The 13100-nt window shown below is 42.0% G+C and carries 10 protein-coding genes; all 10 read left to right on the forward strand.

All coding sequences use genetic code 11. From position 1 onward, the window contains the following. Positions 1 to 57 precede the first annotated feature (57 nt). The 10 genes from RCH61_RS01290 (at position 58) to RCH61_RS01335 (ending at position 13090) form a co-directional block, all read left to right on the forward strand. On the forward strand, positions 58 to 921 hold the full coding sequence (locus RCH61_RS01290) for a DegV family protein (protein WP_178007383.1): 864 nt from the start codon (positions 58 to 60) through the stop codon (positions 919 to 921). Positions 922 to 1181: 260 nt separating this feature from the next. Further along, positions 1182 to 3131, forward strand: coding sequence for a ribosomal protection-like ABC-F family protein (gene abc-f, locus RCH61_RS01295; RefSeq protein WP_306479654.1), 1950 nt, complete (start codon positions 1182 to 1184; stop codon positions 3129 to 3131). A 192-nt stretch (positions 3132 to 3323) separates the two neighbouring features. Beyond that, entirely contained in the window at positions 3324 to 3968 is a 645-nt protein-coding gene (locus tag RCH61_RS01300) for a redox-sensing transcriptional repressor Rex (RefSeq protein ID WP_178007380.1), read from the forward strand. Between the two features lie 71 nt (positions 3969 to 4039). After that, positions 4040 to 5596 (forward strand): NAD(P)H-hydrate dehydratase, encoded by a 1557-nt coding sequence (locus RCH61_RS01305; protein WP_178007378.1) that lies wholly within the window; start codon positions 4040 to 4042, stop codon positions 5594 to 5596. Positions 5597 to 5616: 20 nt separating this feature from the next. Beyond that, on the forward strand, positions 5617 to 6771 hold the full coding sequence (gene alr / locus RCH61_RS01310) for an alanine racemase (RefSeq protein WP_178007376.1): 1155 nt from the start codon (positions 5617 to 5619) through the stop codon (positions 6769 to 6771). A gap of 99 nt (positions 6772 to 6870) precedes the next feature. Beyond that, entirely contained in the window at positions 6871 to 7218 is a 348-nt protein-coding gene (locus tag RCH61_RS01315; protein ID WP_178007374.1) for a type II toxin-antitoxin system PemK/MazF family toxin, read from the forward strand. Between the two features lie 111 nt (positions 7219 to 7329). Beyond that, complete coding sequence (locus tag RCH61_RS01320) at positions 7330 to 8061, forward strand: YebC/PmpR family DNA-binding transcriptional regulator (protein ID WP_306479655.1); 732 nt, start codon at positions 7330 to 7332, stop codon at positions 8059 to 8061. 73 nt (positions 8062 to 8134) lie between these two features. Beyond that, the gene (locus RCH61_RS01325; RefSeq protein ID WP_306479656.1) at positions 8135 to 9409 is read left to right on the forward strand and encodes an O-acetylhomoserine aminocarboxypropyltransferase/cysteine synthase family protein; all 1275 of its coding nucleotides are present in this window, start codon (positions 8135 to 8137) and stop codon (positions 9407 to 9409) included. Between the two features lie 245 nt (positions 9410 to 9654). Further along, positions 9655 to 10347: a ClpP family protease gene (locus tag RCH61_RS01330; protein ID WP_306479657.1), complete on the forward strand. Its 693-nt coding sequence runs from the start codon at positions 9655 to 9657 to the stop codon at positions 10345 to 10347. Positions 10348 to 10462: 115 nt separating this feature from the next. Continuing rightward, positions 10463 to 13090, forward strand: coding sequence for an FtsK/SpoIIIE family DNA translocase (locus RCH61_RS01335; protein ID WP_306479658.1), 2628 nt, complete (start codon positions 10463 to 10465; stop codon positions 13088 to 13090). Positions 13091 to 13100: the final 10 nt, after the last annotated feature.

Consider the following 13100-nt stretch of genomic DNA (forward strand, 5'->3'; position numbering starts at 1 on the left):
AATGTAGGGATGCGGAAATTTTCTGCGTTCTGATATTTATACAGGAGGCATACGAAAATGAGAGATTATGTGATCACGGTAAATAGTACGGTTGATGTGCCGAAAGCATGGCTGGAGGAAAGACATGTTCCGGTTGTTGCATTGAAATATACGATTGACGGAGAGACTTACACAGATATGGACGGATTGACTGCCAAAGAATTCTTTGCAAAGCTTCGTGAAGGAAAAATGTCTGTTACTTCACAGGTGAATCCGGAAGAAGCTATGGAAGCTTTGGAACCGTTTGTAAAAGAAGGAAAGGACGTTCTGCATCTTGGATTTTCGTCCGGTCTGAGCGGAACTTTAAACAGTATGCGTATTGCCGGAGAGATGCTTGAGGAAAAATATCCTGAGGCGAAGGTTATTGTAGTCGATACGCTTTGTGCCTGTATGGGAGAAGCCTTGCTGCTTCATAAAGCGCTTCAGAAAAAGGCAGAAGGAAAGACGATCGAAGAAGTTGCCGAATGGGCAGAAGAAAATAAGCTTCACATTTGCCATAATGTGACTGTGGATGATCTGAATCACCTTCACAGAGGAGGCCGTGTGTCTAAGACAACGGCAGTTCTCGGAACACTTGTACAGATTAAACCGATCATTCATATGGATAATGAAGGAAAACTTCAGGTGATCGGAAAAGAGAGAGGCCGTAAAAAATCTTTGCACAAGATTGTAGATATGGCGGTACAGCAGTCGGAAGGATGGGAGAATGATCTGATCATGATTACTCACGGAGACTGTCTTGAAGATGCAGAATATGTCGCAAAACTTGTACGCGAGAAGATGGGGATTGAAAATATTTTGATTAATAATATCGGAACGGTAATCGGCAGTCATACAGGTCCGGGTGTAGTAGCTGTGTTCTGCATGGGAAATGCAAGATAAGGCAGACGAAGACTTAAAAAGAAAATAGAAAAAAGGATGTTTATAAATAGGAAAGAAAGGTTGGGTATGATTTTATATCATGCGCCGATCTTTCTTTTTTGCAATAGCGACCGCTTACAATCCCGGAATGTGTCTTTTGGCACTTCCGGTGATTGGCATGTGAAAGAACAGAATCTGTGAAATTATGCTTTTTATTTGTAAGACATTCCGCTATAATAGATTGGAAAAGCAAATAGTTACTATGAAAGAGGAATTACATCATGATACTTGCATGTCATAATCTTAAGAAGTCATTTGGAGACCGTGTTATTGTCGAAAGCGGATCTTTTCATATAGAAGACAGAGAGAAAGCGGCTTTGGTCGGGGTAAACGGTGCCGGAAAATCAACTATTTTTAAAATGATCATAGGGGAAGAACCGACAGATGCAGGGGAAGTCATTCTTGCAAAAGGGAAAACGATCGGTTATCTTGCCCAGCATCAGAATCTGATCCCTAACGGGACAATCTATGAAGAACTTCGTTCTGCGAAAGCAGATGTCATAGAGATGGAACGTCAGATCCGTGCGATTGAACATGAATTAAAGGAATTGTCAGGCGATGCATTGAATGAACGGCTTGAAACGTACAATCGGCTTCAATCTCAATTTGAGGCGAAAAACGGATATGCCTGTGAGAGTGAAATTGTCGGTGTTTTGAAAGGACTTGGGTTTACGGAAGAAGAGTTTTCAAAGAGAACAGACACTTTATCAGGCGGACAAAAGACGCGGGTCGCTCTCGGAAAACTGCTTCTTACGGATCCGGATATTTTATTGTTGGATGAGCCTACAAACCATTTGGATTTGAATTCAATTTCATGGTTGGAAACATATTTGATGAATTACAGAGGTTCTGTATTTATCGTGTCTCATGACCGATTTTTCTTAAACAGAGTTGTTACAAAAGTGATCGAAATTGAGAACGGGATCTTGTCTATGTACATGGGAAATTATCGCGCATATTCTGAAAAGAAACAGCAGATACGGGATGCGAAGCTGAAAGAATATTTTAATCAGCAGCGTGAGATCAAACATCAGCAGGCAGTGATTGAAAAACTACGTTCTTTTAACAGAGAAAAATCCATTCGGCGGGCTGAAAGCCGTGAAAAGATGTTAGAGAAGATTACACCTGTAGACAAACCGCAGGAGGCTGCGCGGGAAATGCATTTTACATTAGAACCGTCCTGTATTAGTGGAAACGATGTTTTGACAGTGGAGCATTTATCCAAACAATTTGATACACAGGTTCTGTTTCAGAATGTTGATTTTGAGATCAAACGTGGCGAACATGTAGCGGTGATTGGCGATAACGGAACAGGAAAAACGACTCTTTTGAAAATATTAAATCAAGTGATCGAAGCAGACAGCGGATCTTTTACGCTTGGAGCAAAAGTGCAGATCGGTTATTATGATCAGGAGCATCATGTACTGCACGATGATAAAACAATATTTGAAGAAATATCTGATGATTATCCGCATCTTACAAATACAGAAATTCGAAACACATTAGCTGCATTTCAATTTACCGGGGATGAAGTATTTCAAGTGATCCGATCATTAAGCGGAGGAGAAAAGGGGAGGGTTTCTCTCGCCAAACTTATGCTTTCCGAAGCTAATTTTTTGATTCTTGACGAGCCAACCAACCATCTTGATATTGCTTCGAAGGAAATTCTTGAAGAGGCTTTGAATAATTATACCGGAACGATCCTGTATGTCTCTCATGATCGTTATTTTATTAACAGCACAGCGTCCAGAATACTGGAACTTGTTAATCGTACTTTTGTAAATTATATTGGAAATTATGATTATTATCTTGAAAAAAAAGAAGAATTGACACAGGCTTATACAGCGGCTCAAGAAAATACCCAAGAAAGAATTCTCGGTGATGATTTTTGGAAAAGCAGTGGGCAAACGGTTTCTTTGTCCGATTCAAAACTGAGCTGGAAAGAACAAAAAGAACAGCAGGCGAAAGAGCGAAAACGGAAGAATGAGCTGAAAAAGACGGAGGAAGAGATTGCGAAACTTGAAGAAGAAAATCAGGAAATTGATGTTCAGATGACGTTGGAAGAGGTGTATTCCAATTCTGTGAAATGTCAGGAGCTTTCGTCTAAACGTGCTGAAAATGAATTGCGTCTTGAAGAGTTATATGAAAAATGGGAAGAATTAGCCGAGTAGAAGAACGATCAAAGAGCAGACATTTTATAATACGGTTATAATAAAAGTACTGAAAACGCTGTGAAATCGTTAGTTCTGTTTGACATAATATTAACTATTTTATATAATGTAACAGAAGTGTCGGTATGTCCGACGAGTGAATGAAATAGATATGAGCGCCGAATAAGGGCAGCACAGTGGAAGGTGATAAACGTGGAGCGTAGAAAAATATCCAGAGCGGTAATTTCAAGACTGCCGAGATATTATCGGTATTTGGGTGATCTGCTTGAAATAGGGGTTGAGAGGATTTCTTCTAATGATTTGAGCAAGAAGATGAATGTGACAGCGTCACAGATTCGTCAAGATCTGAATAATTTCGGTGGATTTGGACAGCAGGGGTATGGGTACAATGTAAAGTATCTTTATACGGAGATAGGCAAGATATTAGGACTTGACAAGACCCATAATTTTATTATTATCGGAGCAGGAAATTTAGGGCAGGCGCTTGCAAATTATGCGTCCTTTGAACGAAGCGGTTTTGTTTTAAAAAGTTTGTTTGATGTAAATCCGCGTCTTGAAGGAATGTCGATTCGTGGAATCGAGGTTCGTATGATGGATGAACTGGTAGATTTTCTGCAGAACAATGATATTGAGATTGCGGCGCTGACGATTCCGAAGTCGAAGGCAATCGAAGTCGCGGATGTTCTCGTTGATAATGGAATTAAGGCAATATGGAATTTTGCACATACAGACCTAAGTCTTCCGAAAGATGTGATTGTGGAAAGTGTGCATCTTTCAGACAGTCTTATGAAATTATCATATAATATCAGTCAGCGAGAAGGCGGACAGAAAAAATAGATACTTGAAGACAGAACCCCGCAGGAAACTGCGGGTGTTCCCTTTTAACAGCATAAAAGGCGGTGGACTAAATGAGATATCTTCCAAATGGAAAGCAGATGAAAGATGCAGATACATATACGATTGAAAAGATCGGACTTCCATCTCTTGTGTTAATGGAAAGAGCGGCGCTGGAAACCGTGAGAACTTTGCAGGAAAAAAAGATTGATCTTTCAGAAGCGCTTGTTGTGTGCGGAAGTGGAAATAATGGCGGAGACGGTTTTGCCGCAGCACGGATTTTAAGAGAAGAAGGATTTCATGCAGAAGTATTGTTTGTTGGCAGTGAAGCGGCTCTTAGTGCAGAATGCCGCGCACAGAAACAGATTGTGCAGCAGCTTGGAATTCCTGTGTTCACGGATTTTCCGAATCGGGAATATACTGTTATAATTGATGCGATATTTGGCGTAGGATTAAGCAGGGATGTGGAAGGCAGATATCGGACTGCGATCGAGTGGATGAATGAGAAAAAGTGTGAAAAAGCGGCAATCGATATTCCTTCAGGAATATGTGCGGAGACAGGGCAGATTTTAGGAGTTGCATTCCGGTCTGATATCACGGTTTCTATGGCTTGTGTAAAAATCGGATGTGAATTGTTTCCCGGGAAATTATATGCCAAAGAGACGGTGGCGGTTCCGATTGGAATTGATACTGCTTATTTTGATAGAAGAGAAGATGTATATTGTACTTATGACCAAGGGGATTTTCAGATGCTTCTGCCGCAGAGAAAACCGGATTCACACAAAGGGGATTACGGAAAAGTGTTGATGATTACCGGAAGCCGGGGGATGGCAGGGGCGGCGTTTCTGTCAGCAAAGGCGGCATATGCGGTCGGAGCCGGACTTGTTCAGATCTATACGTCGGAAGAGAATCGGGTTGTTTTGCAGGAACTGCTTCCTGAAGCAATTATCTCCTGCTATAGAGAGGAAGAGTCAGTTCCACATGATGGAGATCTGGAGCGTCTGATTCGATGGTCTGATGTTGTATGCATTGGATGCGGCCTTGGAACAGGCGAATTTTCAAGACGTCTTTTGAAAAAGGTGATAAAGATCACAAACAATGGGGAGAAGGAAAACATACTTCATCGGCCATGTATTATTGATGCGGACGGGTTAAATCTGCTCAGTGAAAATATAGAGATTTTAAGAGATGTTTCAGATGTTATTCTGACTCCTCATATGCGGGAAATGTCAAGGTTGATTCGAAAGGAAATCAAAGATATTTCACAGAGCCGTATCGATGTAGTGAAGGAGTTTACGGAACAGTATCCGGTTGTCTGTGTGCTGAAAGACAGCAGAACGATAGCGGCGCAGAATGGACATCATCCGTTTTTAAACCTTGCAGGAAACAGCGCGATGGCAAAGGCGGGATCAGGGGATGTTTTGGCAGGAGTGATTTCCGGTCTTGCAGCACAGAAAATGAATGCTTTTGCGGCGGCATCTGTCGGTGTATACTTGCATGCATGCGGGGGAGATGAAGCGCAGAAACAAAAGGGAAGCTACAGTGTTCTTGCAAGAGATTTGATCGATGGGATCGAACAATGTATAAAAAATGCGGAAAAAAGTTTTGACAGATCAAAAAGATATGAGTGATTTGTATAAGGAGAAAGAACATGAGTGAACATAATAGAGTATGCGCGCAGATTGATCTGGACGCAGTCTCTTATAATATGGAACAGATGAAAAATCAAATCGGGAAAGAGGCGCGTCTGATCGCGGTAATTAAGACAGACGGATACGGGCATGGCGCTGTTCCGATTGCGCAGATGTTTGAAACATTTTCATATGTATGGGGATATGCTGTGGCGTGTATTGAAGAAGCAGTTGCTCTTCGGGAAGCAGGAATAAAAAAGCCAATCCTTGTGCTTGGATGTATATTTCCGGATCAATATGAAACAATGGTTGAACAGGAAATCCGTGCAGCCGTATATACGAAAGAGATGGCGGAAGGAATGTCTTTGGAAGCAGTACGGCAGGGAAAGAAGGCTTATTTTCATATTAAGATCGATACAGGAATGGGACGTATCGGCTTTCCGGTGAATGAGGAGAGCGTGGATCTGATTGAACAGATCAGTAAACTTCCGAATATATATATGGAAGGGATGTTTACTCATTTTGCCAAGGCAGATGAAAAAGAAAAATCATATACATTAAAACAGCATGAAAAGTTTTTGTGGATGAAAGAGCAGATGGAAGCCCGGAAGGTGGAGATCACATATTATGATTGCGATAACAGCGCAGGGATCATAGATTTTCCAAACATGAAACATGATCTTGCAAGAGCCGGGATTGCCACTTATGGAATGTATCCTTCAGACGAAGTGCAAAAAGAGAATGTTCATCTGAAACCGGCGCTTTCTCTGATCAGTCACGTTACATTCGTAAAAGAAGTTGAGGCAGGAACGCCAATTAGTTATGGAGGAACATTTGTTGCTTCGAGGAAAATGAAAGTGGCGACGATCCCGGTGGGATATGGAGACGGATATCCACGTTCTCTTTCAAATAAAGGGAGTGTGCTTATCAGAGGGAAGAGAGCAAAGATTCTCGGAAGAGTCTGTATGGATCAGTTTATGGTGGATGTGACAGAGATACCGAATGTAGCATTTATGGATCCGGTTGTTTTGATCGGTAAAGACGGAGAAGAAGAGATCAAGGTAGAGGAACTTTCTAAGTTGAGCGGAAGATTTAACTACGAATTTGTCTGCTGTCTTGGGAAACGGATTCCGAGAGTTTACAAAGGAGGAAATCCGAATAAGGCAAAGCAATAGTTTTGTGAATACATCCGATGACAAAGGGAATACTGATAAATGAAACATGACAGAAATGTTGTGAAGATAATATTAGTATGAAATCGGAGAGTGAAAAATTTGGTGATCAGACGTGGGGACATTTTTTACGCCGACCTAAGTCCTGTTGTCGGTTCAGAACAAGGAGGGGTAAGACCTGTCCTTGTCATACAGAATAATGTCGGAAACAGACACAGCCCGACTGTGATCTGTGCGGCGATTACTTCAAAGATGAATAAGGCGAAGCTGCCGACTCATATAGAAATCAGTACGCGGGACTATAAGATTGTGAAAAATTCTGTCATTTTGCTGGAACAGATTCGCACGATCGATAAGCAGCGGCTGAAAGAATATGTCTGTCATATCGACAGTGCAATGATGCAGAAAGTAGACAAGGCAATCAGGATCAGTCTTGAAATTACTACATAGACTGTTTCTGACTTCTTTACAGAAGAGAAAAAGAGTGATAAAATTGTAAAGCAAAATGTACGGTAACAGAAAACAGACTGTACAAGAGAAAGAGAAGAGGAGAAATTTTATATGTCTGGACATTCAAAATTTGCAAATATCAAACATAAGAAAGAAAAGAACGACGCTGCGAAAGGAAAGATCTTTACAAAGATCGGAAGAGAACTTGCCGTGGCAGTAAAAGAAGGCGGCGGTCCGGATCCGGCGAATAACAGCCGGCTGCGCGATGTGATTGCGAAAGCAAAATCAAACAATATGCCGAATGATACGATTGAGAGAAATATTAAAAAAGCAGCCGGTGAAGGTGCAGGCGATAACTATGAACATATTACATATGAAGGATATGGACCGAACGGAACTGCGATCATTGTAAAAACTTTGACAGATAATAAGAATCGGACAGCTTCGAATGTCCGTAATGCATTTACAAAAGGAAGCGGAAATGTAGGAACTCCGGGCTGCGTATCATTTATGTTTGACGAGAAAGGTCAGATTTTTGTGGCAAAAGAAGACTGTGAGATGGATGCGGATGAATTGATGATGTTGGCATTGGATGCGGGAGCAGAAGATTTTGCAGAAGAAGATGAGAGCTTTGAGATTTTGACAGATCCGGAAGCATTCAGTGAGGTGCGCCTGAAATTAGAAGAAGCAGGAATTGTAATGGCAGGAGCGGAAGTGACTATGATTCCTCAGACTTATGTAGATCTGACGAATGAAGATGATATAAAAAATATTCAGAAAACATTAGATCTTCTTGAAGAAGACGATGATGTTCAGGATGTATATCATAACTGGAATGAATAAGTATTATTTCAGATGACAGAGATTGGAGAAAGACTGATCAATAAAACAGAGAAATGCGGGAGGGACAAAGAAGATGAGCGATTACAGAATTGAAACAAAATGTATACAGTCGGGATATGAGCCGGGAAACGGGGAAGCAAGGGTACTCCCGATTTATCAGAGCACCACATTTCGGTATACGAGCAGCGAGCAGATGGGAAGACTCTTTGATCTGGAAGAGTCGGGATATTTTTATACACGGCTTCAGAATCCGACGAATGATGCGGTGGCTGCAAAAATATGTGATCTGGAAGGTGGATATGCAGGAATGCTGACTTCTTCGGGGCAGGCGGCAAACTTCTATGCGATCATGAATATTGCAGAAGAGGGAGATCATATCGTATGTGCATCGGCGCTGTATGGCGGTACATATAATCTTTATGCACATACGATTAAAAAAATGGGCGTAGATGCGACGTTTGTAGACCCGGATTGTTCGGAAGAAGAGTTGGAAGCGGCATTCAGAGAGAATACAAAGGCTGTATTTGGAGAGTCGATTGCAAACCCGGCGCTTGTTGTTCTTGATTTTGAGAAGTTTGCAGGAGCAGCTCACAGACATGGTGTTCCATTTATTGTAGACAACACATTTGCGACGCCGATCAACTGTCGTCCGTTCGAGTGGGGAGCGGATATCGTAACGCATTCAACGACAAAATATATGGACGGTCATGCGACATGTGTCGGAGGAGCAATCATTGACAGTGGTAATTTTGACTGGACTGCTCACGCAGACAAATTCCCGGGACTTACAACGCCGGACGAGACGTATCATGGAATCGTATATACAGAAAAATTCGGAAAAGGCGCTTATATAACGAAAGCGACGGCGCAGCTGATGAGAGATCTTGGTTCTATTCAAGCTCCGCAGAATGCATTTCTACTGAATATTGGACTTGAAACGCTTCACCTGAGAGTGCCGAGACACTGCGAGAATGCATTGAAAGTTGCAAAATATTTGAAGGAGCACGAGAAAGTGGCATGGGTAAGTTATCCGTCTTTGGAAGGGGATAAGTATTATGATCTGGCGCAGAAATATATGCCAGACGGTACATGCGGAGTGCTTACTTTTGGTTTGAAGGGCGGAAGAGATGCTGCCGTTGAGATGATGGATAAACTGAAGATGGTAGCGATTGTGACGCATGTGGCAGACGCAAGAAGCTGTGTGCTCCATCCGGCAAGTCATACTCACCGCCAGATGAACGATCAGGAATTAAAAGAAGCCGGAGTTCAGCCGGATCTGATCCGTTTCAGCGTGGGAATTGAGAATGTGGATGATATTATTGCCGATGTAGAACAGGCATTGAAATAAGAAAATAAAAATGGTATGGATGTATACAATTTACGTTCATACCATTTTTTACATGATAACTGTGAGTGATAAATAAAAATGATAGCGTAAATGCAGAAAGAAAGCGGATGCAGAAGTTGTTTTTGAAAAGTTCTCGGAGAATTGTTTGAAGGAATCTGTATAAAATGGATGGACTTTTTTAATACTAATTTTCAAGGATGCCTTTATGACCTGATATTTTAAAGAAGTATGAAGGAGGATTTGAAATGGCTGAGGAACAGAAAAAAAGAGAAGAAGAAAATAACGAAATTAAGGAAATGGGGACGCTTAATATGAAAGAGAGCGGCTCAAAGTACGGAATCCAATTACTGACGATTATAGGTGAGATCGAAGGACATGAAAGTGTTTCGGGAAATACAAAAGCAACGAAATATGAGCATCTTCTTCCGCGGCTTGCACAGATTGAAGAAGACGAAGAGACAGATGGAGTTTTGATCTTGCTTAATACGCTTGGCGGAGATGTGGAAGCAGGTCTGGCTATTGCGGAAATGATCGCTTCTTTAAGCAAACCGACGGTGTCACTTGTGCTCGGGGGAAGCCACTCGATCGGCGGTCCGCTGGCAGTGTCGTCAGATTATTCTTTTATTGTTCCGACAGGAACAATGATCGTTCACCCGGTACGTTCCACCGGAATGTTTATCGGAGTGCTTCAAAGTTATCGGAATATGGAAAAAACACAGGATCGGATCACGAAATTTATAGCAAATCATTCCCATATTACACAAGAGAGGCTTTTAGAATTAATGCTTGATTCTTCGCAGCTTGTAAAAGATGTCGGAACGATGCTTGAAGGGGAGCAGGCGGTAAAAGAAGGATTGATTGACGAAGTAGGCGGAATAAAAGAAGCGTTTGCAAAACTGCATGCGCTTATTGATGGAAGAAGGAACAGTGATGTTTGAGACCGAAAGAGAAAGATGCATTCGGTAAAGAGTGAAGCTTGAAAAAATGTGATGACATGATTTTCAAATGATGATATACTAAATATAGTATGTTTAATTACCAAGGGGGAATTATATGGCTTCCAAGACTACAAAAGGAAGAAAAAATACGAGGACAAAAAGAAAAACGGGAGCAAAAGCGAAAGGCAGCAGTGCAAAAAATACAGAACTTACAGGAGAGATCACGATTCTTATTACATTGGCGTTGTGCATTCTGCTTGTTTTGAGTAATTTTGGCATTGGCGGAATTGTGGGGGAGGCAGTTTCTTCTGTGCTTTTTGGATTGTTTGGATACATGGCATATGCGCTTCCTTTTTTGATTTTTGCGGCAGCGGCTTTCTTTATATCAAATAAGGGAAATACGCATGCATATATAAAAATTACGGCAGGTGTTTTCTTGTTTTTGTTTTTAACGGCGATTTTAGAGTTGATTTTTTATTCTTATACACCGGGAACAAAACTGATCACATATTATACTGTGGCAAGTGAAAATCACAATGCGGGAGGTTTGACAGGAGGTTTCCTGATCAATATATTTTGCCCGTTGATTGGAGAGATAGGAACGTACGTTGTTCTTTTCATCCTTTCGATTATTTGCATCATATTGATTACAGAAAAGTCTCTGCTTGCGCCAATCGGACGTCAGAGCAAAAAGGCCTATGAAGACGCGCGCAGAAAACGTCAGGAGACGGCAGTTCTAAGAGCAAAACAAAAAGAAGAGTCAAAGCGGCTTGCGGAAAAGAAAAAGGCTGACCGGTACAAGGATCAGAAAGAAGCAGGAACAGAGAAAAGAATCGATCATAAAGTGTCCGGTGTTTCTTTTGCAACGACACTTGTGCCTGAAGAGCAAACGCCAAAGAAAATCAGAAGGGGAAGAAAGAAAAAATCTCAGGATATGTGCGAAATCACGCCGGATGATTTTTCAGAGAATGAAGGAGAGAGTCTGAACACAGATCAGGATGGGGAAATGCCGCAAGTTTCGGAGCAGTTCGTCATCAATCGGGAAGAACCCTTTTCTGAAGAAGTGTCTTCGGGATTGAATGGTTTTTCCGAACAGGCAGAAGCAAACCAGCCGTCAGCTTCTTTTGAATTGCAGGAAGAGCCTGCTGATGGAGAGATGAAGAGCAAAGCGAAAAAAGAAGGTCGAAAAAGGAAAGCCGAAGATGCGGCAGTTGTGGCGCGGGAAATGAAAAATGTTGCGGATGCAGTAATGCAGGAAGAAAAAAAAGAACATCCGGTTTATCAGATCCCACCGATGAACTTGTTGAAAAAAGGAAGGAAGACCGGCGGTGATTCAGATGCTCATCTTCGGGCAACCGCTTTGAAGCTGGAACAGACATTGCGTAATTTCGGAGTCGGAGTCCATGTGACAAATGCAAGCTGCGGACCTTCTGTTACGAGATATGAACTTCAGCCGGAACAGGGCGTGAAGGTAAGTAAGATCGTTGGACTTTCCGATGATATCAAATTAAATCTTGCGGTAGCAGATCTTAGGATCGAAGCGCCGATTCCGGGAAAGGCAGCCGTCGGGATCGAGGTCCCGAACAGCGAGAATACGGCAGTCATGCTAAGAGATCTGTTGGAATCAAAAGAATTTCAGGCAAGTGCTTCTCCGATTTCTTTTGCGGTAGGAAAAGATATTTCAGGAAAGGTAGTTGTTTCTGACATTGCGAAGATGCCCCATCTTCTTGTGGCAGGAGCGACCGGATCGGGAAAATCAGTCTGCATCAATACGTTGATTATGAGTATTATATATAAGGCGGATCCAGAAGAGGTCAAATTAATCTTGGTAGATCCGAAAGTAGTGGAATTGAATGTATATAATGGCATTCCGCACTTGATGATTCCTGTCGTGACCGATCCAAAGAAAGCAGCAGGCGCTTTGAACTGGGCTGTGGCAGAGATGGAGAAGCGATACAAATTGTTTGCTGACTACAATGTGCGTGATCTGAAAGGATTTAATGCAAAGGTAGAGAAGGGGCAGAGTGGGGAAGAGGTTCGAAAAAAACTTCCTCAGATCGTTATTATTATCGATGAGCTGGCAGACCTTATGATGGTTGCGCCGGGAGAAGTGGAAAACTCGATCTGCCGTCTTGCACAGCTTGCCCGTGCGGCGGGAATTCATTTGATCCTTGCGACACAGAGACCATCGGTGAATGTTATCACGGGATTGATTAAGGCCAATATGCCGTCCCGTATCGCTTTTTCAGTTTCCTCAGGTGTAGATTCAAGAACGATTATTGATATGAACGGAGCGGAAAAATTGCTTGGTAAAGGAGATATGCTTTTTTACCCGTCAGGGTATCCGAAGCCGGTTCGTGTACAAGGTTCGTTCGTGTCAGATAAAGAGGTACAGGATGTGGTGGATTATCTCGTTAATCACAGCGCAGGGATCTCTTATAACAATGAACTGGAAGAACATATGAATACGAATGCCGTATCCGTTGGAAGTATGGCTCAGGGAAATGAAAGCGGAGAAGATCATGATACATACTTTGCAGAGGCAGGAAAGCTTATAATAGAAAAAGAGAAAGCATCGATCGGAATGCTTCAGAGAATGTTTAAAATTGGATTTAACAGGGCGGCAAGGATTATGGATCAGCTTGCAGAAGCAGGAGTTGTAGGTCCGGAAGAAGGAACAAAGCCGAGAAAAGTATTAATGACAGAAGAAGAATTTGAAACCTATTTACAAAAAGACAATTAGGAGGTACAGG

Origin of the sequence: Mediterraneibacter sp. (assembly GCF_030825015.1) — a bacterium.
Classification (GTDB): Bacteria; Bacillota; Clostridia; order Lachnospirales; family Lachnospiraceae; genus Mediterraneibacter.

Excerpts from the sequence above, each read along its gene's own strand:
- RCH61_RS01290 (WP_178007383.1), top strand. The coding sequence starts at position 58 with ATGAGAGATTATGTGATCACGGTAAATAGTACGGTTGATGTGCCGAAA.
- RCH61_RS01320 (WP_306479655.1), top strand. The coding sequence starts at position 7,330 with ATGTCTGGACATTCAAAATTTGCAAATATCAAACATAAGAAAGAAAAG.
- RCH61_RS01325 (WP_306479656.1), top strand. The coding sequence starts at position 8,135 with ATGAGCGATTACAGAATTGAAACAAAATGTATACAGTCGGGATATGAG.
- alr (WP_178007376.1), top strand. The coding sequence starts at position 5,617 with ATGAGTGAACATAATAGAGTATGCGCGCAGATTGATCTGGACGCAGTC.
- RCH61_RS01335 (WP_306479658.1), top strand. The coding sequence starts at position 10,463 with ATGGCTTCCAAGACTACAAAAGGAAGAAAAAATACGAGGACAAAAAGA.
- RCH61_RS01305 (WP_178007378.1), top strand. The coding sequence starts at position 4,040 with ATGAGATATCTTCCAAATGGAAAGCAGATGAAAGATGCAGATACATAT.
- RCH61_RS01330 (WP_306479657.1), top strand. The coding sequence starts at position 9,655 with ATGGCTGAGGAACAGAAAAAAAGAGAAGAAGAAAATAACGAAATTAAG.
- abc-f (WP_306479654.1), top strand. The coding sequence starts at position 1,182 with ATGATACTTGCATGTCATAATCTTAAGAAGTCATTTGGAGACCGTGTT.